Origin of the sequence: Pantoea sp. BL1, from assembly GCF_000963985.1 — a bacterium.
In the GTDB taxonomy this organism is placed as follows: Bacteria; Pseudomonadota; Gammaproteobacteria; order Enterobacterales; family Enterobacteriaceae; genus Pantoea; species Pantoea rwandensis_B.
In genome coordinates this window covers 30,686-57,201 of record NZ_JZRH01000003.1, presented here as the reverse complement: position 1 = coordinate 57,201, position 26,516 = coordinate 30,686, and the positions used below count along the sequence as shown (strand labels likewise).

The window sequence follows — 26,516 nt, the reverse complement described above, 5'->3', positions numbered from 1 at the left end:
TCAAATAATAAAAGCCGTCATCGTTTGGGTTGCAGGTAAGTTGGCTGATATCGCTCATTTTAATCCCTGATTTAAGCCAGCTCATCGGGATTGTCTCGTTTGCCCCTGCCTGCAACTCAAAAGAATGAGGGTATGCGTCCGTTGTAACCGCATTGCGTCCGCCGTGCGGCCCGCCTGCAAAACATTTTAGGAGAGTGTGTTATGCCTGTTGCATTACTGGCGCTGGCGCTGAGTGCGTTCGCCATCGGCACCACGGAATTCGTGATTATGGGATTGCTGCCGGAAGTGGCGGGCGATTTACAGGTGTCGATTCCTTCAGCAGGATGGCTGATCAGTGGTTATGCACTGGGCGTGGCCATCGGTGCACCGATCATGGCGTTGCTGACGGCGAAGCTGCCGCGTAAACGTACTCTGATTCTGTTAATGATCATCTTTATTATCGGCAACGTGCTGTGTGCGCTGGCGTACACCTATAACCTGCTGATGCTGGCGCGTGTGGTCACCGCACTGTGCCACGGCGCCTTCTTTGGTATCGGCTCGGTGGTGGCAGCGAGTCTGGTGGCACCCAGCCGTCAGGCATCGGCGGTAGCGTTGATGTTCACCGGCTTAACTCTCGCCAACGTGCTGGGCGTGCCGCTCGGTACTTGGTTTGGTCAGCTGTTTGGCTGGCGCGCCACCTTCTGGGGCGTGGCGATCATCGGCATCCTCGCCTTTATCGCCTTGATTGTCAGTCTTCCGACCAACAAAGAAGAGAAACCGGTGCATCTGGCGAGTGAAGTCAGCGCGCTGGCGAATGGCAAACTGTGGCTGTCGCTGCTGATGACGGTGTTCTTTGCTGCAGCGATGTTTGCGCTGTTTAGCTACATCGCGCCGTTGCTGTTGCAGGTGACGGGCATCACCGATCGCGGCGTGAGCTGGACGCTGTTCCTGATTGGTGCGGGCTTAACCGTCGGAAACATCCTCGGCGGCAAGCTGGCCGACTGGAAAGTCTCCTTCAGCCTGATTCTCAGCTTTGTGCTGATCGCGGTGTTCTCGCTGCTGTTCAGCTGGACCAGCCACGCGCTGTGGTTAGCGGAGATCACGCTGTTCCTGTGGGCAATGGCGACCTTTGCGACCGTGCCCGGCTTACAGATTAATGTCGTGCGCCACGGTAAAGACGCACCTAACCTGGTCTCCACGCTGAATATCTCTGCGTTCAACGTCGGTAATGCGCTCGGTGCCTGGGTCGGCGGCGCGGTGATCGACAAAGGCTACGGGCTGACCTCAGTGCCGGTCGCCGCCGCTGCACTGGCGGTGGTTGGTCTGGTTATCTGCCTGATCACCTTCCGTAAGTCGGGCGGGCAGGGCGAAGCGGTACGCGCTTAAACCAGACGCTCGGCAATGCGTTGGTTAAAGGTGGCCACTTGCTGCTGCAGGTGGTCGCAGAAGTGATCAACCAGCGCTGAGGCCGGGCGATGTTGTGGCCGCACCAGGCTCACGGTGAAGGGCACCGCAATACTGAACTTGCGCATCACCACACCGCTGTCGGCATAGTCCAGTGCCGTCAGCGGATTGACAATCGAAATCCCCACGCCAGCGCGCACCATCGCACATACGGAAGCCGCACTGTGCGTCTCCAGTACCAGACGACGCTCCACTTCTTGTTCATGAAACAGCGAATCCAACAGCTGACGATAGCTATCACTGCGCGACAAGCTGACGTAATTCTCCCCCTGAAAATCCTGCGGCGTCAGCACCTCACGCTGGCACAGCGGATGGTGAGGCGGCAGCACGCACACTTCATCGCAGGTCAGCAGCGGCACACGCTCAGTGCCTGCTGGCGCATGTTGGGTTTCGGTCAGACCCAGATCGTAGCGCTGTGCCGACAGCCACTCTTCCAGCAGCGGCGACTCCTGCGGAATGATATTCAGACTGACTTGCGGATAGCGTTGCAGGAAAGGCTGTAGCAGGGGAGGTAACAACGATTGCGAAAAAACCGGTAAACAGGCAATCGACAGCTCACCCTGGCGGAACTGGCGCAAACCTTCGGCGGCATCCATGATGCGGTCTAAGCCGTACCAGGATCGCTGAACTTCTTCATACAGCCGCAAACCTTGCACCGTGGGCTGCAAACGTCCGCGCACCCGTTCAAACAGTTCCAGACCGAGCTGCTGCTCCAGCCGCGCCAGCTCACGGCTCACCGTCGGCTGTGAAGTATGCAGCAATGCAGCTGCCTGCGTCAGGTTGCCGCTGGTCATCACCGCATGAAAAATTTCGATATGTCGCCAGTTAATTTTTGCCATAAATCCTCTTTGCAATTCCATATCATATTTGCATAGCTGACGCTAAAACAGATATTTTTCTGAATCGATTGGCTGTGGCTAAATAACGGCAAAGACACAGGAGAATTGAGATGCCACGTCCACTGAACAACACCGAAACGGCACTGACTGCCGACAATTTATTGCCGCTGGCACAACGCTATGCAGGGCCATTCTGGGCTTACGATGCCGCGATTATTCAGCAGCGTATTGCGCAGCTGAGCGCCTTTGACGTGGTACGTTTCGCGCAAAAAGCCTGCTCAAACATTCACATTCTGCGTCTGATGCGTGCCGCTGGCGTAAAAGTGGATTCCGTTTCATTGGGTGAAATTGAACGTGCGCTGGCCGCGGGTTTCCAACCGGGTGGCGAAGATATCGTCTTCACGGCTGATGTGTTTGATCAGCCAACCCTGGCGCGTATCGCGGAATTGAAAGTGCCGGTCAATGCCGGTTCCGTAGACATGTTGCATCAGCTTGGCGCTGTATCACCAGGCCATAAAGTCTGGCTGCGCATCAACCCGGGATTTGGTCATGGTCACAGCCAGAAAACCAACACTGGCGGTGAGAACAGCAAGCACGGCATCTGGCACAGTGATCTGCCGCTGGCGCTGGCGGCGATTCAGCAGCATGGCCTGAAACTGGTGGGCCTGCATATGCACATCGGTTCCGGTGTCGATTATGGCCATCTGCAGCAGGTGTGTGACGCGATGGTCGATCAGGTCATCGAATTTGGTCAGGATCTGGAAGCCATTTCAGCGGGTGGTGGTTTGTCGATTCCATACCGTTTCGGCGAAGAAGCCATTGATACTCAGCACTATTTCGGCTTGTGGAGTGGTGCGCGTGACCGCATCGCGGCGCATCTCGGTCATCCGGTGAAACTGGAAATTGAACCTGGCCGTTTCCTGGTGGCAGAGTCTGGCGTACTGGTGTCTCAGGTGCGTGCGGTTAAGGAGATGGGCAGCCGTCACTTTGTGCTGGTGGATGCCGGTTTCAGCGATCTGATGCGCCCATCCATGTACGGCAGCTATCACCATATTTCCGTGCTGCCAGCCGATGGTCGCGCGCTGAGTGACGCAACCGTTGAGAGCGTGGTGGCCGGTCCGCTGTGCGAGTCGGGCGATGTGTTTACTCAGCTGGAAGGCGGTAAAGTCGAAACCCGTGCGTTGCCAGCCATGCAGGTCGGCGATTATCTGGTGTTCCACGATACCGGCGCGTACGGCGCATCCATGTCGTCCAACTACAACAGCCGTCCATTGATTCCGGAAGTGCTGTTCGAGAACGGCAGCCCGCGTGAAATTCGTCGTGCGCAGACCATTCAGGAGCTGCTGGCGCTGGAGCTGATGTGATTAAGATTGTTGCGCTCAGCGAGGTGCCGCACCACGCCAGCCATATCACCGACTGGCTGTGGCAGGCGTTTGGCGAGGGAACATCCCGCGAATTTTACGACAGCATTGTGCGCAGCAGCCTGAACGGCGCCGAATATCCGGTGACCTTTGTGGCGCTGGATGGCGATGTGCCCTTGGGCACGGTAGGGTTCTGGCGTTGTGATTTGATCAGCCGTCAGGATCTCTATCCGTGGGTCGCCGCGTTGTATGTGGATGAACCTGCGCGCGGCAATGGCTTGAGCGAAGCGCTGCAGCAGCATGTGTTGAATTATGCCCGCGAGCGCGGGCATGAAAAGCTGTGGCTATGGTCAACGTTTGGCGGCTACTACGAGCGCTTTGGCTGGCAGTATCAGTGTGACGCGCTGGAGTTCCCGGATGTGCGAGTGAAGGTCTATTCGCAGGATTTGTGATTTGAGCATCTTCAAATAAATCGTATCTATCGTCATATGTATTAAGCTGAAGAGGAATGTTTGTGGTACGTGGTTTATCATAATTCAACGTACCTAAAGCACTGGTTTATAACTGCATACAAGCTGCTTTATGGTACTTCATTGCAAACTTAGTTCCCTGTAAGAAATTATCTGACATATTCCACTCTCTTTCGGCATATCAGTAATCTTGACTATAATGTTAAATTTTCGGAGAGAATATAAAATCTAGGTTTTCCATGCCGTAACCTTTTGGCTAAACTAATAATTGATGATTAGCTTATTAATGATAAGGCTAGTAATTATGAAAATATTTTTATTTATGGCGCTGATATTTTCAATATTATGGTTTGCTCTCACTTGTTGTGAATTTTAATTTCTTGCATTTTTATATTGGATGGATTTTTTAACCAAGTGAGTTTTGTTCGAAAATGATAATTGTTAGTATGAAAGTAAAATTTATTAATATTCGATTTTTATGGTTTAGCGAGTACTAGCTAAGTTGTTTTTCACAATGCCACTACAGAGTGTTAACTATGGTGATTGATTATTCTAGTATGGGTTTTCAATGCTAATTACAATTGCATGGTTATTATTTTTATTTTTCTGAAATGGAAGCCTAAACTAGTTGCCTTATGCTGTCGTTTAAATAGGGTTGATGGGATGTTTTTTCAACCAAAATTTTTATAAGTTTCCCTGTTGTAAATTGTTTCTTAAGAATTAAATTCTTAACTATTTATAACGATGGATCATGTAAGTACTTTGATATTAAATTCCATTGAACTTGTATTATAAAATACCCATTGCTTTATTCATAATAGTTCTTGAGGTCATGGAATAATGATTCTAAAGTGTTGCAGACAACTCCACTTGAATAGAAAACGCGCTTGGTAATTTTATTTTCATCATCAAATTCACTGAAACAGTGTAAAAAAATACTCAATAGGGTTAATATTTTTTCATTTTTACTACTATGAGCTTTTGCATCAATAAGAAAATATTGATCTTCAAAAGATAACTTGTTTATTGTTTTATTTGAAATGTCATTTGCGAAAGTTGACATGGCTTTTTTTGAGAAGAATGGCGTTCGTTTCTCAGCAGATAGAGATATTAAAAAAGTTCGAATGCACCAACTTATCCTTCTGTTTGCGAAGGCCCAGTCTTTAATTTCAGCTTCTCTTTCTAAAATCTTCTTCGCAAGTAGATAACTTGTGTAAATCTCAGATGAATAATCATCTTTATATTTAAATGATTTCTTAATGACGTTAAATATTTCGTCATTGAATATGCATATCCCTTCTTCTTTCAAATGTAATGCGAAAAGATCTCCTTGAGCCATCATTTCTGTAAGTTTTTCTTCTGAATACAAAGATAAATTTGTCGTCTTAATGCTAGTTACTCCATAATCATAAGAGTTATCGATCCCTAGTAAATCGATGTCTGAATGTAAGTCATGATCCCCTCGGGCATGACTTCCAAACAGTACTAAGCATTTAATATTTTTATCCATTACGACCTTGAAGTACTAACTTTATTAATTAATGTCGGTATACTAATTGCATACCACCACAGTCCAACTAACACATTTGATAGAGCAACTAATTCCAACGTAGGCTCTCCGTCATTTGTTACATGTTTAGTGTAACCAGCTAAAAAGGTAATGTCCAGACTAGCTACCAAGGACTTAAGGAAGGGGGAGCTTAAGTGAGATGCAGGATCTATGTTTAAATATTGATATACCAACGAGTAAAATATTACTATTGCAGCCCCGGAGAAAATGCATCGTGATAAACTTCCGCCCCATCCATTCAGAGCGCCGCTAACAAACAACATTGATCTTTCAAGGGGGAAAAATATGCATCTAAATATTGTGGCAAGAGATATTAATAGCGATTTAAATGCAAGGTAATAATTTGAGTCGTGATTTAGTTTTTTGGATGAGCGTATGTCCTTTACGTGCTTTAAATTAAGATAGATATTTTTAAATGTTTTAGCTACCTTTTCTTTAAATGATGAGATTGCCAGTGCTTTCATTGAATCGTAATATATATCATCATCACCAGTAGAAGCATTAGACATTAAAATATTTCTTGATAACTTTGATGTTGATGTTCTAGATTTGTATTTTTCAATAAAATATTTTTTGTTGTGGGCCTTGCAGTATTTCATTGTGGCGTAATTATAAGTGTTGAATATCAAATCGGTAGACTTAATGTTTGTATCGGAAAATTTAGTTAAGACTCCTGAGTGTGATATGTTTCTGAAGGAGTTTTTATCATCAAAGTTGCATTTGATAAATGACATGAGTGATAAAGATGTGTTTTCAAACTTGCAGCCGTTAAAGTTAGTATGTGTAAACTCAGTTCCTCCAAAATAACAATTAACAAATGTACAGTTATTAAATGTAATCCGTTGGTTTGAGTTTTTACCTTTGAAATCGCAAAATTCAAAATTTATATTATTGACAAATAATCTTTTGTTAGATATTGAACCACGATTGAAATTGATGTCTATGTCATGATTTTTATAACCACTAAGGTTTTTTTGATGTGTAATAATGTCTATCAATGTCTTTTTAATAAATATTATCTCTGGGACGTTTTTTTCTCGATAAACGACTTCCCATATGTTTTTATAGCGTGCTCTTTCAGCCATGCTGGTCACCAGTAGGTAGGGAATCAAATAAAAATATCAATTCGCAATAGATTAAAGTAATTTAATGTCGCTTGTAAATATAAACGACATCAAATAGTTACCTTTAACCTGGCCCGCTCACCGAATGCCTTCTTACCAGCGTCGGGCTAAACATATTGGTCACTTCCGGCATTTCCGTACCGTTGGCTAACGCCAGTGCCAGCTGTGCCGCTTGCTGCGCCATGGTGACAATCGGGTAACGCACCGTAGTCAAACGTGGGCGCACATAGCGTGAGACCAGCACATCATCAAAACCAATCAGTGACATCTCTTCCGGGACGCGAATACCGTTGTCGCTCAGCACCGCTAGCGCACCGGCGGCCATCGAATCGTTGTAACAGGCCACCGCCGTGAACTGCTTACCGCGCCCCAGCAATTCCGTCATCGCTTGTTCACCCCCGACTTCATCCGGCTCGCCCCACGCCACTAAGCGGTCGTTAGATGGTAAACCGTGCTCTTTCAGCGCATCGTAATAGCCCTGCAGGCGGTCTTCGGAGTCAGAAATCGGGTGGGTCGAGCAGATAAAGGCGATTTGCGTATGGCCTTGTTGGATCAGATGGCGTGTCGCCAGCCAGGCACCGTAACGGTCATCCAGCGCGATACAGCGCGACTCAAAGCCTTTCAGCAGGCGATTCAGCAGCACCATACCCGGCACCTGCTTCATCAGCACTTCTAAATCGGCGTCAGGAATTTTCTTGGCATGCACCACTAAGGCATCGCAGCGATGCCGCATCAGTTGCTCAATCGCCTGACGCTCTTTTTGCTCAATGTGGTAACCGTTACCAATCAGCAGGAAGTTGCCGGTGGCACCTGCGACTTCATCGACAGCTTTCACCATCGCGCCGAAAAACGGGTCGGAAACGTCACCCACCACCAGACCGAGGGTTTCGGTGGATTGCTGCGCCAGCGCGCGTGCATTGGCGTTCGGGTGATACTGCAACTGCTCCATTGCCTGGGTCACGGCGAGGCGTGAACTCTCGCTGGCTTTGGGCGAATTATTGATGACGCGGGAAACGGTTGCGACCGACACCCCCGCCATGCGGGCAACATCCTTAATGGTAGCCATGCGATTACTTGCATCCGGGAAAACGTTTACACATCCCATCAGTGTTACGGAAAACAGTACCTGTAGCAACCCGCGAGAATGCCAGCGCTGTCGCAAAAGTGCGGAAAATCAGGCGCTCACAGACTGGCTTTAGCCCTGCTATCGCCTCATGGTATGCTGCCAGCACGATTCAGACCTGCCTGCCGGACCCAATAACCATGAAAACACGCGTGCCACACCTGGCGCACTGGGGCGCATTTACTGCCGTCACGGAAAACGACCGCCTGATTGGCTGTGAACCCTTTTTTGCTGACGCCGATCCGTCGCCGATGCTCAACACCATCCCGGAACTGGTCTACTCGGATAAGCGTATCCGCCAGCCAATGGTACGTCGTTCATGGCTAAAGTCGCGTGAGAACAGCGATCGCACGCTGCGTGGTCGTGAAGATTTTGTCGCCGTGGATTGGGATACCGCACTGGATCTGGTGGCGGAAGAGAATCGCCGCGTGCGCGAGCGCTACGGCGCATCGGGTATTTTCAACGGCTCCTACGGCTGGTCATCGGCTGGACGCGTTAACCATGCGCGCACCCTGATCCGTCGTTTCTACTTCCAGGGCGGCGGCGGGGTGGACCAGCAGGGTAACTATAGCTGGGGCGCAGCGCAGTTCTTCCTGCCCTATGTGATTGGTACTTACATGCCGCTCACGGGCCGCGTCACCGACTGGCCGAGCGTAGTGGAACATGCCGACATCTTTATCGCCTTCGGTGGCCTGGCGCTGAAAAATGCCCAGGTGGCGTCGGGCGGGGCCGGACAGCACAGTCTGAAACCGGCGCTAGAGCAGTTGAGCGCTAAAGGCACACCGATCATCAACATCAGCCCAATGCGTGATGACTGCCCGGCGTTCGTCAATGCCGAGTGGATTCCGATTCGCCCGAACACCGATGTGGCGCTGATGCTGGCGCTCGGTTATGAGATTACGCGCCGCAATGCGCTGGACGAAAGCTTCCTTGCCAGCCACTGCACCGGCTGGCCGCAGCTGCGTGAATATCTGTTAGGCGAAAGCGATGGTATCGCCAAAACGCCGGCATGGGCGAGTGCCATCACCGGGATTCCGGCAGCGCGTATCGCATTGCTGGCACAGCAGCTGATTGGCAAACGCAGCTTTATCACCTGTTCTTACTCGGTACAGCGTGCTCATCGCGGTGAGCAGCCGTACTGGATGATGATTGCGCTCTCCTCGATGCTGGGTCAGCCAGGCTTGCCGGGCGGCGGTTTCTCCTTTGGTCACGGTTCGATGAACAGCGTCGGTAATCCGCGTCAGGAAGGGCCCGCGCCGATGATGAGCACCGGGCCGAATCCCGGCAACTTCTCGATTCCGGTCGCACGCATCAGCGATATGCTGCTCAATCCCGGCCAGCCTTACAATTTCCAGGGCGAAACCCTGCACTATCCCGATATCCATCTGGTGCACTGGGCGGGTGGCAATCCGTTCCACCACCATCAGCAGCTCAACCGCCTGGTGGAAGGCTGGCAGCGCCCGGATACCGTGATCGTGCAGGATATCGTCTGGACCCCGGCGGCGCAGATGGCGGATATCGTGTTACCCGCCACCACCACGCTGGAGCGCAACGACATCGGCGGATCCTCACGCGATCGCTTTGTCTTTGCGATGCATCAGGCGGTGAAACCGCAGCATCAGGCGCGTCATGACTTCGATATCTTTGCGGATATCGCCGATCGTCTCGGTTATCGCGATGTCTTCACCGAAGGGCGCAATGAGATGCAGTGGATTGAACATCTGTATCAGCAGTGTGCGGTGGCGCACGCGCGCAAAGATATCCACTTCCCGGAGTTTGGTGAATTCTGGCAGCGTGGTTTCGTTGAGATCCCGGAAGGCGGCAAGCCGTATGTGTTTATGGATGATTTCCGCGCCAACCCGCAGGCCCATCCGATCCAGACCGCCAGTGGCAAAATCGAGCTGTTCTGCCAGACCATCGCCGATTATCAACTGGAAGATTTTGCCGGACATCCTGAATGGCGTGAGCCGCAGGAGTGGTTGGGCGCACCGCTGAGCGAGGATTTCCCGCTGCATATGATCTCGATTCAGCCCTCGGATCGGCTGCACAGCCAGATGGACGCGACTGCCACGGTGCAGGCGAATAAAACTGCCGGACGTGAAACCTTATATATGCATCCGCAGGACGCCAGTGCGCGTGGGATTGTGGATGGCGACGAAATCGAAGTCAGTAATGCGCGTGGCCGTATGCTGGCCGGTGTGCGTCTGACCGATGGCTTAACGCAAGGTGTGGTGATTATCTCCACCGGCGCCTGGTTTGATCCCGGATTCGGCCGTGCCTGGCAGCCGTGGGACCGTGCCGGTAACCCCAATGTGCTGACGCTGGATATCGGCACCTCATCACTGACGCAAGGCCCTAACGCCATGAGTTGCCTGGTGGAAATCAAAAAACACCTGATGTGAATGGGGTGCTAACAATCTCACCGCTGGTTACATTTTGCGGGTAACTGTTGCGTTTGAGAGATGGAGAACCGTCATGCCACCTTGCTACAGTCAGGGTCCCAGAGGTATTGATGGGTGAACATCAAAAAGTTTTCTTGATTACACCGACCTGCGCAGATGCGCAGGTTTTTTTTGCCTGTCGCTCGCGCTAACGAACTGAAACACAGTTTTCCTGTCAACTCGCTTTACCTTTCTTTATAACTGCGGATAACAAGCTTGAAAAAACTGTTTATTGCAGCGGAATGCTATGCCCCGTATAAAAAAACTTCTGGGAAAAGACCAGATCAAAGCCCCATTTAACCCGTTTCGTTTTCGCCTGATTTGTCTGGGTGTCTTCAGCTGCATGGTGTTGCTGCTGATCTTCGTCGGCGACCTGCAACTGATTAAGCATCCGATGCTTGAGCACGAAGCCGATCAGCGTTCACTGCGCACCGTCACCTTGCCCACCAACCGTGGCACCTTACTGGATCGTGATGGCCAGGCGCTGGCACTGAGCGTACCGGCGCGTGATATCATCGCCGACCCGATGCGCGTGCTGGAAGCCAATCCCGACTTCACCAACGCCAAATGGACATATCTTGCCTCGGCGCTGAACTTGCGTCCGGAAGAGTTGCGTGAGCAGATCACCGCGAACCCGAAAAAACGCTTCCTCTATCTTGGCCGTAAGATCGAGCTGGGCATCGCCAAAGACATCGCCGAACTGCACCTGAAGGGCATCAGCTCGGTATACAACGACAGCCGCTTCTATCCAATGAGTGAAGCCGCTGCGCCGTTGATTGGCATTGTCGGAGCTGACAGCAATGGCCTGAACGGTCTGGAGAAAGGTTTCGACCACGTGCTGCAAGGCGAGCCGGGCAAAGAGGTTTATCGTCAGGACAAAGAGGGCAACATCGTTGCCATGCTTGATTACGAGCCGCCGAAGCAGCCGCCAACGGTACAGCTGAGTATTGATAAGTTTGACCAGTTCACCCTCTACAGCAAACTGCGCGATGGCGTGTTGCTGAATAAAGCGGATTCCGGTGCGGCAGTGCTGATCAAGATCGATACGGGCGAGATCCTGGCGATGGCTTCCTATCCTTCGTTCAACCCCAACAACTTCGATAACGCCACGCCAGCACAGATGCGCAACACGGCGATCAATGACAGCTATGAACCCGGCTCCACGGTGAAACCGCTGGTGGTGATGGAAGGGCTGGAGCGTCATCTGGTGCGTGCCGACTCGGTGATCGATACCACCCCCTACAGCGTCAACGGCCACTTGATTCGTGACGTCGGCCACTGGCCGCGCCTGACCATGACCGGTATTTTGCAGAAATCGAGTGATATCGGCGTATCGCATATTGCGCTAGCGATGCCTGCTGAAGCGCTGGTGAACACCTATCAGGCGTTTGGCCTGGGTAAGCCGACGGGACTCGGGTTAACCGGCGAGAGCGTGGGCTACTTCCCGCTGCACCGTGAACGCTGGGCGGATATTGAACGCGCTACCTTTGCCTTTGGCTACGGCCTGCGCGTGACACCGCTGCAAATCGCCCGTGAATACGCCACGCTCGGTTCTTACGGCGTATATCGTCCACTGTCGATTACCAAAGTCACACCGCCGGTGTTGGGCAAGCAGGTGGCCGATCCGCAAATCGTGCAAACCGTGGTGCACATGCTGGAGAGTGACGTATTGCCTGGCGGTACCGGCGTCAAAGCCGCTGTGCCGGGTTACCGCCTGGCGACCAAAACCGGTACCGCAGAGAAAATGGGCACCAGCGGGAAGTACGATGGCGGTTACGTCAACTACACCGCCGGTATTGCCCCTGCCAGCCATCCTGAGGTGGCGCTGGTGGTGATGGTCAACCATCCGACAGCGGGCGATCACTTTGGTGGTTCGGTAGCGGCGCCGATTTTCGGCAGCATTATGGGGCCGGTGTTGAAGCATATGAACATTGCGCCTGACGCCATCTACAGCAAACCGAATTCGGATAAATCTTAGTAAAATCAGGATGTAACTGCCGAGAGGTGCTTTTCACACCTCGTTGCATTTCGCCGAACTCCGTTGCGATTTGCGGCTGTTTTCTCACACCACTTTCGGCGACGATAAAAGTCCCAGAGGTATTGATTGGTGTGAAGATCGGCTGCTGCGGCAGCAATACCTGTCCTCAGGTATTCACCCTGTTCGGTTGCACCGACCCACGCGGATGCGTGGGTTTTTTTTACCTGAAATTTACCGCTGAGCGAACTCGCTCACACCTCTTGTCTGAGTCTTAACACTTCCCCGCCAACATAAAAATATCTTGCTGTGTAACCTATGCGTAACGCACCGCGATGCCGCATTCCATTTCGGTTCGCCAGCCCCTTGCCGTGTTGGTAGCGCGGCTTTGGGGCGTTTTTTATTGCCATTCGTTGAGGTGTGTCCCGATGCCAAAAACCAAAGACCGAACGCCAAAAGGCGAGGGCCGCTCCTCGGCGTTTCAGTTACGCATTCATCCGGAGTTGCATGACCAACTGCGCGAAGTTACAGAAGATGAAAACATCACGCTATCGTGCTGGTTGAAAGATTTGGCGCGTCGTGAATTACGTCGTCGCGGGATTGAGCCGAAAGGTTAATGCTGTCGTCATCAATGGCGGTAAAAAACCCGCAAAAAGCTAAATTTCACAGCCATTTATGGCACGAAAGGTTTACCATTTTCCTTTGGAAAATATATTTTACGCAACCTTAACAACCGCCTTATCACTCCCTCCCTACAATGATTTTTTGCATGTCATCACATCAGTGACTATCCCTCCTTTCATCCAGAGAAAAATTATGCGCCTGAAACTTCTTTCTGCCAGCGTGGTGTTTTTACTGGCAGCCTGTGACCAGGGCGGAGCAAAGCCCGCTGCATCCGCGACACCCCAGGTGGGTGTCATCGCCCTAAAATCTGAGCCCGTCACGCTGGTGACACAACTGCCTGGTCGCACCACGGCGGTCCGCACCGCGCAGGTGCGCCCACAGGTCAGCGGCGTAATCCAGAAAATCCTGTTTACCGAAGGCGGAGAAGTGAAAGCGGGCCAGCCGCTCTATCAGATCGATCCGGCAACCTATAAAGCCGCTTACGACAAAGCCATGGCGACCTGGCAAAACGATGCCATGGTGGCAAAACGCTATCAGCCGCTGGCTTCTGCACACGCCATCAGCCAGCAGACTTACGACGATGCCGTCGCGGCAGAGCGTGAAGCACAAGCCGATGTGGAAACCGCTAAGGTCAATCTTGATTACACACTGGTGAAAGCGCCGATCTCGGGTCATATCAGCCGTTCGCTGTATACCGCTGGTGCTCTGGTGACTAACGGCCAGACCGACTATCTCGCCACCATCACCCAACTGGATCCGATCTATGTCGATGTCAGTGAGTCCTCCACCGATCTGCTGCGTCTGCGCCGTGCCTTAGCCGACGGCAAAATTGCCAAAGTGGATGACAACACCGCGGCGGTTGGCCTCTCTCTGGAAGACAACAGCCAGTATGGTCAGCAGGGCAAACTGGCGTTCTCGGAAGTGAACGTCGATACCGCCACCGGTACCGTGGTGCTGCGCGCCGTATTCCCGAATCCACATAACGAGCTACTCCCGGGCATGTATGTGCACGCCAGCTTCCCGCAGGGTATTCAGCAGCAGGGGATTCTGGTGCCGCAGGAGTCGATCATGCATGACACCAAAGGCCAGCCGTATGTCTACGTGGTGAAAGGCGACAACACCATTGAGCAGCGCAGTATTCACACCGGCGAGATGATCAACGGTGAATGGCTGGTGACGTCTGGGCTGAGTGAAGGTGAAAAGGTCGTGGTGAACAATCTGCAAAGCGTGCGTGCTGGGGCGAAAGTCACGACCACTGCCGCTAGCACCAATGACACGCCATCCGCCAATGCCGTGAGTCTGTCGATGACCGACGCAGCGGCGCAATAAGGGGGCGGCATGTCGAAGTTTTTTATTGAACGTCCCATATTTGCCTGGGTTATCGCGATTATCGTGATGCTGGTGGGCGGGATTGCGGCCATCAGTTTGCCCGTCAATCAGTATCCCAATATCTCGCCGCCAGCAGTGTCGATCTCGGTGACCTATCCGGGCGCCAGTGCCGAAACCACGCAGAACACCGTGGTGCAGGTGATTGAGCAGCAGTTGAATGGGCTGGATGGCTTGCGCTATCTGGAATCCAGCAGTGCCTCGGACGGCAGTGCGCAGATCATCGCCACCTTTAACCAGGGCATCAATCCGGATATCGCCCAGGTGCAGGTGCAGGACCGCGTCTCGCTGGCGGAATCACAGTTGCCAACCGATGTGACCCAGCAGGGTATCCGCATCCGTAAGTACCAAAAGAACTTTATGATGGTCATCGGGCTGATCTCTAAAGACGGCAAGCTGAGCAACGGCGATCTCGCGGATATGCTGGTGTCGAAGCTGGAAGATCCGATCTCGCGTACGCCAGGCGTCGGTGACTTTATGGTGCTGGGTTCGGAATATGCCATGCGCATCTGGCTCGATCCCGCCAAATTGTACAAGTACAACCTGATGCCGAGCGATGTCACCACCGCCATTGATAACCAGAACGTGCAGGTGTCGTCCGGTTCACTCGGCGGGTTACCGACTATTCAGGGTGCCAAAACGCAGGCCACGGTACTGGGTAAAACCCGCTTCACCACCGTGCAGCAGTTTGAAAACGTGCTGCTGAAAGTGAACAGTGACGGTTCGCAGGTGCGTTTGAAAGACGTCGCCAGCGTGGCGCTCGGTCCGCAGAGCTACGGCATTGATGCCACCATGAACGGCAAACCAGCGGCAGGTATTGCGCTGCGCCTGGCCACCGGCGCGAACGAGTTGGATACCGCTAAAGCGGTGCGCCAGACCATTGCCGATCTGAAAGACTCGCTGCCGGATAATGTTGAAATTCAGTATCCGTATGACACCTCTCCGGTGGTCAGCGCCTCGATTGAAGAAGTGGTGAAAACGCTGATCGAAGCGGTGGTGCTGGTGTTCTTCGTGATGCTGCTGTTCCTGCAAAACCTACGCGCCACTCTGATTACCACCCTGGTGGTGCCCGTGGTGCTGCTCGGTACCTTCGGCATCCTGTCGGCCTTCGGTTACAGCATCAACACCCTGACCATGTTCGGTATGGTGCTGGCGATAGGGCTGTTGGTGGATGATGCCATCGTGGTGGTGGAGAACGTCGAGCGTGTGATGCACGAAGAACATCTCGATCCGAAAACCGCCACCATCAAGTCGATGCAGCAGATACAGGGCGCACTGTTTGGTATTGCGCTGGTGCTGTCAGCGGTGCTGTTGCCAATGGCGTTCTTCTCCGGCTCGACCGGGGTGATTTACCGCCAGTTCTCGATCACCATTGTGTCGGCGATGGCGCTGTCGGTGATCATGGCGCTGATCTTCACCCCTGCACTCTGTGCCACTCTGCTCAAACCTTCGGCGGCGGAGCACAAGACCACCGGTTTTGCTGGCTGGTTTAACCGTAAGTTCGACAGCGGCGCGATGCACTATACGCGCGGCGTTAACAACGTTATTTCCCGTCGCGGCCTGTTCCTGGTGATCTACCTGGTGATCGTCGGCGTGACGGGCTTTTTGTTCACGCGTGTGCCCACCACGTTCCTGCCTGCCGAAGATCAGGGTTTGATGATGGTGCAGATGACGCTGCCGGTTAACGCCTCTTCACAGCGTACGCAGCAGGTGATCAACGATCTCAATGACTATCTGCAGAAGAATGAGGCTTCGGTGGTCACCACCACCTTTGGCGTGGCGGGCTTTAACTTTGCGGGTCGTGGTCAGAGTAACGCCATGGCGTTTGTGCGCCTGAAGGACTGGAGCGATCGTACCCACAGCGGGCAAAGCGTGCAGGATCTGGCGAACCGTGTGATGGCGCATTTTGCCAACTACAAAAACGCCAAAATCTTCGCCATGGTGCCGCCTGCGGTCATGGAATTGGGTAACGCCACCGGCTTCGATCTCTATCTGCAGGATACGGGCGCGCACACCCATCAGCAGATGATGGATGCTACGCACCAGTTAATCGATCTGGCCAACAAAGATCCGCATCTGGCGCAGGTGCGCATGAACGGGCTGGAAGATGAGCCGCAGTATCAGCTGGAGATCAATGACGAGAAGGCCAGCGCGTTGGGCCTGAGCATGACTGACATCAACAACACACTGTCAGTGGCGTGGGGTTCCAGCTATATCGATCAGTTTATGTATAACGGCCGTGTGAAAGAGGTCTACCTGATGGGTAAAGCCGATTCACGCGTGACGCCATCCGATCTCGATAAATGGTACTTCCGCAACAGCAGCGGCACCATGGTGCCCTTCTCCGCCTTCGCCAGCGGCAAATGGGTTTACGGATCGCCACACTTCGAACGCTTTAACGGCCTGACCTCTGAAGAGATCCTCGGATCGCCTGCGGCAGGGCAGAGTACCGGTGAAGCGATGAAAGCCGTGGAACAGTTGGCGAAGCAGTTGCCAAAAGGCTTCCGCGTGCAGTGGTACGGCATTTCCTATGAGGAGCAGGCTTCCGGCAACCAGACCACACAGCTGTATATCATCTCGATTCTGGTGGTGTTCCTGTGTCTGGCCGCGCTGTATGAGAGCTGGTCCATTCCCTTCTCGGTGATCATGGTGGTGCCGCTCGGCATTCTCGGGACCATCAGTGCCGTGCTGCTGCGCGGCTTGCAGAACGACGTCTTTTTCCAGGTGGGCTTACTCACCACGGTAGGACTGGCGGCGAAAAACGCCATTCTGATTGTGGAATTCGCCAAAGAGTTACACGAACGGGAAGGCAAAACGCTGGTCGAGGCAGCGGTGGAAGCCGCGAGGCTGCGTATCCGACCGATTATCATGACGTCGATGGCGTTTATTCTCGGCGTGCTGCCGCTGACTATCTCTAACGGCGCAGGCGCAGGTAGCCAGCACTCGATTGGTACGGCGGTAGCGGGTGGGATGATCACCGCTACATTCCTCGCCATCTTCTTTGTTCCGATGTTCTACGTGGTGGTATCGCAGTTCTTCGCCCGCAAGAAAAAAGCATCCGCAGAGGTGACAACGCATGAACACTAAAACTTTCCGTATGGCGCTGCTGCCGCTGGCCATGGCGCTGGCTGGATGTACGCTGGCGCCCCATTATCAGCGCCCCGCAATGCCGGTAGACGCGAAGTACGATCAGCCCACGCCAGTGGGCAACGTGGCGGATCTGCCGTGGCAGAACTTCTTCACTGACGCCACGATGCGCAACCTGATTCAGCTGTCACTCGACAACAACCGTGACCTGCGGGTCGCGGCGCTCAATGTTGAAGAGGCGCAGCAGAGCGTTACGGTGCAGCGCGCGGCGTCAATGCCGTCAATCAATGCTACCGCCAGCCAGACCTCGGCGCATGAACCGGCCAACCTCTACAACACCAAGACCACCGGAGCGGTGACCTATCACGAGCTTAACGCCGGACTGAGCGTCACTTCGTGGGAGCTGGACTTCTTTGGTCGTTTGCAGAGCCTGCGGGATGAGGCGCAGGAAACGTACTTGTCCACCGCCGCGACCGAACGCGCCACGCGCATCTCGCTAATTTCTGAGGTGGCAACCGCCTGGCTGACCTTGAGTTCGGATAACGATCTGCTGCATCTGGCGCAAAATACCGCCAAAAGTCAGCAGGAGTCGTATCGTCTGACGCAACTCAGCTATAACGGCGGGGCCAGTAGCGATCAGGATCTGGCGCAGGCAGAGAGCACCGTGCGGGCTGCCCAGGCGGATGTGGCAAGCTATACGCGTCAGGTACGTCAGGATGTGGATGCGCTGCGCTTGCTGGTGGGCACCGATCTGCCCGCCACCTTGCTGTCCCACGCGACGCTGGACGCCAGCTGGCAGTTCCCGGCCACGCCGGCGGGCTTGCCATCTGATCTGCTGACGCGTCGCCCGGACATTATGGCGGCGGAACATAGCCTGAAAGCGGCGAATGCCAACATTGGCGCAGCGCGCGCGGCGTTCTTCCCGAGCATCACCCTGACGGCCTCTGGCGGCTCAACCAGCAGCTCGCTCGGCAGTTTGCTGGGCGGCGGCACCGGTGCCTGGTCGTTCGTGCCATCGATAAATCTCCCCATCTTTGACGGTGGCAAAAACGAGGCAAATCTCAACATCGCGCACATTGAGAAACGCATTGAAATTGCTGACTATGAGAAAGCGATTCAAACCGCCTTCAAAGAGGTCAATGATGCGCTGGCCGGTCAGGATACCTGGCAGGATCAGCTGACAGCGCTGCAACAGGAGGTCGGCGCCAACCAGCGCGATTACGACTATTCCGAAATGCGCTTTAAGCAAGGCGTAGACAATTATCTCAATGTATTAGTGGCCCAGCGATCGCTTTACAGTTCGCAGCAGTCGTTAATCAGTGCGCATCTGGGCCAGTTGAGCGAGAAAATCACCTTGTATAAGGCGTTGGGAGGCGGCTGGAAGGCCTGAGTGCCTTAACGTTACCCTTACGGTTTCTCCATGGAAATTCCATGGCACTTCAGCTGATAATACAAGCAGTGATGATTTCTTTTGAAATAATCCCCTGACATTGCAGGGGATTTTCCATTTTCCTGTTTATCTGAAGAGTCCGATGACAATTAATTCCCCTCGCAGATCGCGTTTCCACTGGCTCAAATGGCTACTCATTTTACTTGTTGTGTTGATCGTGGCTGGCGTGATTTGGCGCGTAGTGGGCGGACACGGCGGTGCGCCGGGTGGTATGCCGCCAGGGGGAGGAAAGGGTGGTCATCGCGGCGGCGCAGGCGGCCCGCCGGGTATGGCGATGATGGGCGGCGGTGCCACGCTGGTGCATAGCGGTGTGGCCACCACGGCCAATGTGCCGGTGTATCTCAATGCGCTGGGCACGGTGATCCCGAATGCCAGCGTCACCGTCACCAGCCGTGTGGCGGGCCAACTGGAAAAAGTCTTCTTTACCGAAGGGCAAAAAGTCGCGGCCGGACAGCTGCTGGCGCAGATCGATCCGCGCAGCTATCAGGCGACACTGGCGCAGTATCAGGGCGATCTCAATCAAAACCAGGCGTTACTGAAAAGCGCTGAGCTGACCTTGGCTCGCTATAAAAAGCTGGCGGCCCAGGACTCGTTGTCACGCCAGGATCTCGACACGCAAACGGCCACCGTTGGGCAGTACAAAGGTGCAGTGGCAGCCGATCAGGCGCAGATCGCCAGTGCAAAGCTGGATATTGAGTACGCGCGCATCACCTCGCCAGTCAGCGGCCGTGTTGGCCTGCGTTTGGTTGATCCGGGCAATATGGTGCAAACCACCGATACCACCGGCATTGTGGTGGTGACGCAGATGCAGCCCGCAGCCGTGACCTTCAGCGTCCCGCAAAGCAATATCGCGCAACTCACCAAAGCGCTGCACAATGGCCAGAGTTTGCCCGCAGTGGCTTTTGATCAGGACAACAGCACCCAGCTGGCTGAAGGCAGCGTGCAGTTCATCAGCAACCAGATCGATACCAGCACTGGCACCATTGAGCTGAAAGCCACTTTCCCGAATGAAGATGAATCGCTGTTTGCTAATCAGTTCGTCAACCTGCGTCTGCAAACCAACATCCTGAATAACGCCACGGTGATCCCGGCGCAGGCGCTGCAACTGAGCAGCGACGGCAGCTTTGTGTTTGTCATCAGTAAAGACAACACCGTGACGCGTAAAGCCGTGACCACTGGCCCGGCGTTTGGCGAAGATCAGCAGTCGATTCTGAAAGGCGTTGAGCCGGGCGATCGTCTGGTTACCGAAGGCATCGATCGCCTGACCAACGGCAGTAAAGTCTCTCTGGCCGATGACAGCAAAACTGCCACAGCGGCCAAAAAATGAATCCGTCTCGTCTGTTTATCCAGCGTCCCGTCGCCACCATCCTGCTGATGGTCGGCGTACTGATTTCCGGGATCTTTGCCTATAAGTTCCTCTCCACCTCGGCGCTGCCGCAGGTGGATTACCCGACCATTCAGGTCACCACCTTGTATCCTGGCGCCAGTCCGGATGTGATGGCGTCGTCCGTTACCTCGCCGCTGGAGCGCCAACTCGGGCAGATGGCGGGTCTGAGCCAGATGACGTCAACCAGTTCGAGTGGTTCCTCGATCATCACCCTGAAGTTCAGCCTCGATCTGTCGCTGGATGTCGCCGAGCAGGAAGTGCAGGCGGCGATCAATGCCGCCAACAACCTGCTGCCGAGCGATCTGCCCAATCCGCCGACCTATAAAAAGGTCAACCCGGCAGATACGGCGGTGATTACGCTGGCGGCCAGCTCGGATAACCTGCCGCTGACCCAGGTGCAGGATCTGGTGAACACCCGCGTGGCACTGAAGCTGTCGCAGATAAACGGCGTCGGTATGGTGACGCTGGCGGGCGGCCATCAACCGGCAATCCGCGTGCAGATGGACCCGAAAGCGCTGGCGGCGCACAAGCTGTCGCTGGAAGACGTCAATACGTTGATCAGTAACAGCAACGTCAATGGCTCAAAAGGCGGCTTCGACGGCAAATATCACTCGGTGACCATCGACGCCAACGATCAGCTGCGCACCGCCGATGAGTACGGCAATCTGATCATCACCTATCAGAACGGTGCTGCACTGCGCCTGAAAGATATCGCGCACATCGAACAGGGGCCGGAGAACAGCTTCCAGTCAGCGTGGGCCAATAACAGTCCGGCAATTGTGATCAGCGTGCAGCGCCAGCCGGGTGCCAACGTGATTCAGGTGGTGGACAGCATTAAAGCGCAACTGCCAACCTTGCAGGCCGCGTTACCCGATGGCGTGAAGATGAGCATATTGTCGGATCGCACCCAAACCATTCGTGCTTCCATCAGCGACGTACAATTTGAGCTGATGCTGTCGGTGGCGCTGGTGGTGATGGTGACCTTCCTGTTCCTGCGCAATGTGGCGGCGACGTTGATCCCGAGCGTGGCAGTGCCGCTGTCACTGATTGGCACTTTCGGCGTGATGTACCTGGCCGATTTCAGTCTGAACAACCTGTCACTGATGGCGCTGACTATCGCCACTGGCTTCGTGATTGACGATGCGATTGTGGTGGTGGAGAACATCTCTCGTCGGCTGGAAGAGGGCGAAACGCCGATGCAGGCGGCGCTGAAAGGCTCGCAGCAGATTGGCTTCACCATCATCTCACTGACCTTCTCGCTGATTGCGGTGTTGATCCCGTTGCTGTTTATGGGCGATGTGGTGGGGCGCTTGTTCCGCGAATTTGCCATCACACTGGCGGTGTCGATTTTAGTGTCGATGGTGGTGTCCCTGACGCTAACGCCAATGCTGTGCGCTTACCTGTTGCAGCATATCCCGGAAGAGAAGCAGTCGCGCTTCTCGCGTAAGGGTGGGCAAATTTTCGATAAGCTGGTGCGCGGCTATGACCGTCTTCTGACCGTGGTGCTGAACCATCAGAAGTTGACGCTGCTGGTGGCGCTGGCAACCTTTGCGCTGACGGCGCTGCTGTATATCGCCATCCCGAAAGGCTTCTTCCCGACGCAGGATACCGGTCTGATTCAGGGCGTCACCGTGGCGTCGCAGGATGTGTCGTTTAGCGAGATGTCGAAGCGTCAGCAGGCGCTGGCAAAAGTGATTCTGCAGAACCCGTCGGTGGACAGCCTCTCTTCGACCATCGGCATCGACGGCAGCAACACCAGTCTCAACAGCGGTCGCATCCAGATTAACCTCAAGTCATTTGATGAGCGTGATGATAAAGCCGATGTGGTGATCAAGCAGCTGCAACAGGCGGCACAACAGGTGGCGGGCATTCAGCTCTACCTGCAACCGGCGCAGGATTTGACGGTCAACGATCAGGTCACGCCGAGCCAGTATCAATTTACCCTCGACGATGCTGACAGTGAAAATCTGGTGAGCTGGACGCCGAAGATGGTGGCGGCCCTGCAGCAGCGTCCGGAATTTAACGGCGTGGTTAGCAATCTGCAGGATCAGGGGCGTGTTGCCTACGTCGAGCTAAACCGCGACAAAGCGGCACGTTACGGCATCACCGCTTCGGATGTGGATACCGCGCTGTACAACAGTTTCGGTCAGCGTCTGGTTTCCACCATTTTTACCCAGGCCAATCAATATCGCGTGGTGCTGGAAGTGGCGCCGCAATATCAGCAGTCGCCAGCGTCGTTTGATGATGTCTACTTGCCGGTGAGCAGTAGTTCAGGTACCTCAACCAGCAGCAGTTCGGGCACCACATCCAGCAACAGTTCGAGCAGCAGCTCAACCACCAGTACCGATAGCGACACCACCACCGGGATGGTGAAACTGACCTCGATCGCCACTATCCATCAGCGTACCGGTTCACTGATGCATATGCGTCTGAATCAGTTCCCGGCGGTGATGGTGTCGTTCAACCTCAACAGCGGCTACTCGCTGGAAGATGGACAGAAAGCGATTGCGGAAGTGACACAGCAGTTGAATCTGCCGTCCAGCATCACGCTGCGCTATCAGGGGGAAACCTCGGCGTTCCAGAGCGCCACTGGCAACACGCTGTGGCTGATTCTGGCCGCGCTGATCACCATGTATGTGGTGTTGGGCATCCTGTATGAGAGCTTTATTCATCCGGTGACCATTCTCTCGACGCTGCCATCAGCGGCGGTGGGCGCACTGTTGACGCTGTTGCTGGCGGGCAGTGAATTCAGTTTGATCGCCCTGATCGGGGTGATCCTGCTGATCGGCATCGTGAAAAAGAATGCGATTATGATGATCGACTTCGCGCTGGAGGCCGAAAACAAGCAGGGCATGAGTGCGCGTGATGCGATTCATCAGGCTTGTCTGCTGCGCTTCCGTCCGATCCTGATGACCACCATGGCGGCACTGCTCGGTGCACTGCCGCTGATGCTGGCCTCAGGATCCGGTGCCGAGCTGCGTCAGCCGCTTGGTCTGGTGATTGTCGGTGGTTTGATTGTCAGCCAGGTGCTGACGCTGTTCTCTACGCCGGTGATTTATCTGTGGTTCGATGGCATCGCGCAGCGCGGCAAGCGCTATATGCAGCGTAAACAGCAGCAGGCGCGGAGCGAGTAATGAACCTCACCAGACTCTTTATCTTCCGCCCGGTCACCACGTTGCTATTAACGTTGTCGATCATGCTGCTGGGTCTGCTGGGTTATCGGCTGTTGCCGGTGGCCCCGCTACCGCAGGTGGATTTCCCGACCATTATGGTCAGCGCCAGCTTAGCCGGTGCCAGCCCGGAAACCATGGCGGCCACGGTGGCTACGCCGCTGGAGCGTTCGCTCGGACAGATCGCGGGCGTCACCGAGATGACCTCGACCAGCTCGCAGGGCTCCACCAGCGTGATTTTGCAGTTTGATCTCGACCGCGATATCAACGGTGCGGCGCGTGATGTGCAGGCGGCGATCAATGCCGCACGCAGTCTGCTGCCGAGCGCCATGGAGTCGCTGCCGACCTATCGCAAAGCCAACCCGTCCGATGCACCGATTGTGATGCTGGCGCTGACCTCCGCCACGCGCACGCCAGGTGAACTCTACGACCTGGCGGAAAGTAAAATCGAGCAGGCGATGGGGCAGGTCAAGGGCGTGGGTGAAGTGTCGCTGATGGGGAGTGCGTTGCCCGCCGTGCGTATCGATCTGCAACCGCTCAAGCTGGCGCAATACGGCATCTCGCTGGACACGGTGCGGGAAGCCATCGCCAACAGCACCACCAACAAACCCAAGGGCATTCTGCAGGGTAGCCAGCAATCATGGGTAGTGGACAGCAATGGTCAGTTGGATAAAGCGGCGCAGTATCAGGATCTGATCGTCAGTTATAAAGACGGTAAAGCGGTACGTCTGCACGATGTCGCCACCGTGTACGATTCGGTAGAAGATCAGTATCAGGCCGGTTTCCTCAATTCGCAGCCGTCAGTCATGGTGGGCATTAAGCGCCAGGCCGGTGCCAACATGCTCGACACCATTGATGCCATCAAGGTGCAGTTGCCCGCGCTGGAAAAAGATCTGCCTGCGGATACCCAGCTGAAAGTGGTGGTGGACCGTTCCCCGACGGTGCGTGAATCCCTGTACGACACCGAAGAAACGCTGCTGATCGCCATGCTATTGGTGATTGCCGTGGTGTTTGTATTCCTGCGCAACGTGCAGGCGGTGGTGATCCCGGCGCTGGCGTTGCCGGTGTCGTTGATTGGTACCTGTGCGGTGATGTATCTGCTGGGCTACAGCCTTGATAACCTGTCGTTGATGGCACTGATTATCGCCACCGGCTTTGTGGTTGATGATGCCATCGTGGTGCTGGAAAACATCACCCGCCATATCGAAGAAGGTTTAAGTCCACTGCGTGCGGCGCTAAAAGGCGCGCAGGAAGTGAGTTTCACCGTGCTGTCGATGACCATGTCACTGGTGGCGGTGTTTATCCCAATCCTGCTGATGGGCAGTATTGTCGGGCGTCTATTCCGCGAGTTTGCCGTGACGCTCACCGTCTCGCTGTTGATCTCGATGTTCGTCTCGTTGAGCCTGACACCGATGCTGTGCGCGCGCCTGCTGAAGCCGAAACCGAAAGTCAGCAAGCGCCCCCATCCGCTGTATCAGTTTATTGAGAATCAACTCAATGGCTTGCTGGCGGCCTATTCGCGTGGCCTGGCGTGGGTGATGGCGCACCAGAAGATCACCATGTTCAGCCTGGTGCTAACGGTATTACTGAACCTGTTTCTGTTCACCGTGGTGCAGAAGGGGTTCTTCCCCAATCAGGACACCGGGCTGTTGATGGGCGCACTGCGTGCCGATCAAAACATCTCGTTCCAGGCGATGAAACCGAAGATGCTGGAGTTCACTAAAATCATCCAGTCCGATCCGGCGGTGGACAGCGTGATGTCGTCGATGGGCAGCGGCATGTTTGGCTCGCGCAACAGCGCTAACTTCTTTGTGCGTCTTAAAGACTTTAGCGATCGCGATGCCACGGCCACCGAAGTCGCCAACCGGCTGAGCCTCAAGACCAGCCATATCGCCGGGGCGCAGATGTTCCTGATGGCGGCGCAGGATCTGCATATCGGTGGGCGCAGTGCTAACGCCACTTATCAATACAGCCTACAGGCGGACGATCTGGATCTGCTGCGAGAGTGGACGCCGAAAGTGCAGGCTGCGCTGGCGGCGATCCCGCAGCTCAACAGCGTGGACTCTGATTCGCAAACCGGCGGCCAGGAAGTGGTGATCAATATCGATCGCGATCGTGCGCAACGGCTGGGCGTTAACGTGCAGATGCTGGATACCATGCTGAATAATGCCTTCAGCCAGCGCCAGGTCGCCACGCTCTATCACACGTTGAATCAGTATCATGTGGTGATGTCATTGCAGGACAGCTACACGCGCGATCCGGAGATTCTGAAAGAGCTGTATGTGATTAACGATAGCGGCGATCGTGTGCCGCTCTCCGCTTTCGCCAGCTTCAAAGGCGGTAATGCACCGCTCTCCGTGGCGCATCAGGGGCAATCGGCCACCAGCACCGTGGCCTTTAACCTGAATGATGGCGTGTCACTGGAGCAGGCGCAGGCGCTGATCAAGCAGGCAATGGCGCAGCTCGGCCTGCCGTCCACCATCCAGGCCGGTTTTGCTGGCACCGCAGCCGCCTTTGCGCAGCTGACCGCCACCATGCCGTGGCTGATTATTGCGGCACTGGCGGCGGTGTATATCGTGCTCGGCGTGCTGTATGAGAGTTATATCCATCCCATCACCATCCTCTCCACGCTGCCTTCTGCGGGGGTTGGCGCGCTACTCCTGCTATTGCTCACCAATACACAACTGACGGTGATTGCCCTGATCGGCATCATTTTGCTGATCGGCATCGTGAAGAAGAACGCCATCATGATGATTGATTTTGCGATCCACGCCGAGCGCACACAGGGCATGTCGCCAAAGCAGGCGATCACGCAGGCCTGTTTGATGCGCTTCCGCCCTATCATGATGACCACGCTGGCTGCCTTCTTTGGTGCTTTACCGCTGGCATTGGGCAGCGGCGGTGATGCGGATTTACGCAGTCCGCTCGGCATTGCGATTGCAGGTGGTCTGGCGCTGAGCCAGCTGTTAACCCTGTTTACCACGCCGGTTGTTTATCTCTGGCTTGATAGTTTGAGTCGCGCCACTAAACGTCAGTGGCAGCGGTTGCGTCATGTGGAATCTTGAT

The 26,516-nt window shown here is 54.4% G+C and carries 16 protein-coding genes; 12 read left to right on the top strand and 4 right to left on the bottom strand.

Translation table 11 applies throughout. The features are described from left to right. Nucleotides 1-201 precede the first annotated feature (201 nt). Nucleotides 202-1,365 (top strand): MFS transporter, encoded by a 1,164-nt coding sequence (locus VH86_RS01805; RefSeq protein WP_045816380.1) that lies wholly within the window; start codon nt 202-204, stop codon nt 1,363-1,365. On the opposite strand, the gene VH86_RS01800 is transcribed toward VH86_RS01805, so the two are convergent. Next, a complete protein-coding gene (locus VH86_RS01800; RefSeq protein ID WP_045831696.1) occupies nt 1,362-2,282 on the bottom strand; it encodes a LysR family transcriptional regulator in 921 nt (306 codons plus the stop codon). The genes VH86_RS01805 and VH86_RS01800 overlap by 4 nt on opposite strands. Nucleotides 2,283-2,392: 110 nt before the next feature. Between VH86_RS01800 and lysA the strand changes: the two genes are divergently transcribed. Continuing rightward, entirely contained in the window at nt 2,393-3,646 is a 1,254-nt protein-coding gene (gene lysA / locus VH86_RS01795; RefSeq protein ID WP_045831695.1) for a diaminopimelate decarboxylase, read from the top strand. Continuing rightward, complete coding sequence (locus VH86_RS01790; protein WP_045831694.1) at nt 3,643-4,095, top strand: GNAT family N-acetyltransferase; 453 nt, start codon at nt 3,643-3,645, stop codon at nt 4,093-4,095. Before lysA ends, VH86_RS01790 begins: the two co-directional genes overlap by 4 nt. Before the next feature lie 826 nt (nt 4,096-4,921). Here the strand turns inward: VH86_RS01790 and VH86_RS01785 are convergent. The 3 genes from VH86_RS01785 to galR form a co-directional block, all read right to left on the bottom strand. Next, the gene (locus tag VH86_RS01785) at nt 4,922-5,623 is read right to left on the bottom strand and encodes a nucleotidyltransferase domain-containing protein (RefSeq protein ID WP_045831693.1); all 702 of its coding nucleotides are present in this window, start codon (nt 5,621-5,623) and stop codon (nt 4,922-4,924) included. Next, nucleotides 5,623-6,768 carry a pentapeptide repeat-containing protein gene (locus VH86_RS01780; protein ID WP_045831692.1) on the bottom strand — a complete coding sequence of 382 codons (1,146 nt, stop codon included), beginning with the start codon at nt 6,766-6,768 and terminating at the stop codon, nt 5,623-5,625. The genes VH86_RS01785 and VH86_RS01780 overlap by 1 nt, the downstream gene beginning before the upstream one ends. Before the next feature lie 103 nt (nt 6,769-6,871). After that, nucleotides 6,872-7,873, bottom strand: coding sequence for an HTH-type transcriptional regulator GalR (gene galR / locus VH86_RS01775; RefSeq protein ID WP_034823157.1), 1,002 nt, complete (start codon nt 7,871-7,873; stop codon nt 6,872-6,874). Nucleotides 7,874-8,070: 197 nt separating this feature from the next. Here galR and VH86_RS01770 point away from each other — a divergent pair, with 197 nt between their 5' ends. The 9 genes from VH86_RS01770 (at nt 8,071) to VH86_RS01730 (ending at nt 26,515) form a co-directional block, all read left to right on the top strand. Next, nucleotides 8,071-10,332 (top strand): molybdopterin-dependent oxidoreductase, encoded by a 2,262-nt coding sequence (locus tag VH86_RS01770; protein WP_045831691.1) that lies wholly within the window; start codon nt 8,071-8,073, stop codon nt 10,330-10,332. 286 nt (nt 10,333-10,618) lie between these two features. Further along, nucleotides 10,619-12,349 (top strand): penicillin-binding transpeptidase domain-containing protein, encoded by a 1,731-nt coding sequence (locus VH86_RS01765; protein WP_038645061.1) that lies wholly within the window; start codon nt 10,619-10,621, stop codon nt 12,347-12,349. A gap of 425 nt (nt 12,350-12,774) precedes the next feature. Next, nucleotides 12,775-12,963, top strand: a complete 189-nt coding sequence (locus VH86_RS01760; protein ID WP_038645063.1) for a hypothetical protein — start codon at nt 12,775-12,777, stop codon at nt 12,961-12,963. Nucleotides 12,964-13,162: 199 nt separating this feature from the next. Further along, nucleotides 13,163-14,299 carry an efflux RND transporter periplasmic adaptor subunit gene (locus VH86_RS01755; RefSeq protein ID WP_045831690.1) on the top strand — a complete coding sequence of 379 codons (1,137 nt, stop codon included), beginning with the start codon at nt 13,163-13,165 and terminating at the stop codon, nt 14,297-14,299. A 9-nt stretch (nt 14,300-14,308) separates the two neighbouring features. Next, nucleotides 14,309-17,443 carry an efflux RND transporter permease subunit gene (locus VH86_RS01750; RefSeq protein WP_045831689.1) on the top strand — a complete coding sequence of 1,045 codons (3,135 nt, stop codon included), beginning with the start codon at nt 14,309-14,311 and terminating at the stop codon, nt 17,441-17,443. After that, nucleotides 17,433-18,833 carry an efflux transporter outer membrane subunit gene (locus tag VH86_RS01745; RefSeq protein ID WP_045831688.1) on the top strand — a complete coding sequence of 467 codons (1,401 nt, stop codon included), beginning with the start codon at nt 17,433-17,435 and terminating at the stop codon, nt 18,831-18,833. Before VH86_RS01750 ends, VH86_RS01745 begins: the two co-directional genes overlap by 11 nt. Before the next feature lie 142 nt (nt 18,834-18,975). Beyond that, entirely contained in the window at nt 18,976-20,220 is a 1,245-nt protein-coding gene (locus VH86_RS01740; protein ID WP_045831687.1) for an MdtA/MuxA family multidrug efflux RND transporter periplasmic adaptor subunit, read from the top strand. Further along, the gene (locus VH86_RS01735; protein WP_045831686.1) at nt 20,217-23,414 is read left to right on the top strand and encodes an efflux RND transporter permease subunit; all 3,198 of its coding nucleotides are present in this window, start codon (nt 20,217-20,219) and stop codon (nt 23,412-23,414) included. Before VH86_RS01740 ends, VH86_RS01735 begins: the two co-directional genes overlap by 4 nt. Beyond that, complete coding sequence (locus VH86_RS01730) at nt 23,414-26,515, top strand: efflux RND transporter permease subunit (RefSeq protein ID WP_045831685.1); 3,102 nt, start codon at nt 23,414-23,416, stop codon at nt 26,513-26,515. Before VH86_RS01735 ends, VH86_RS01730 begins: the two co-directional genes overlap by 1 nt. Nucleotide 26,516 lies beyond the last annotated feature (1 nt).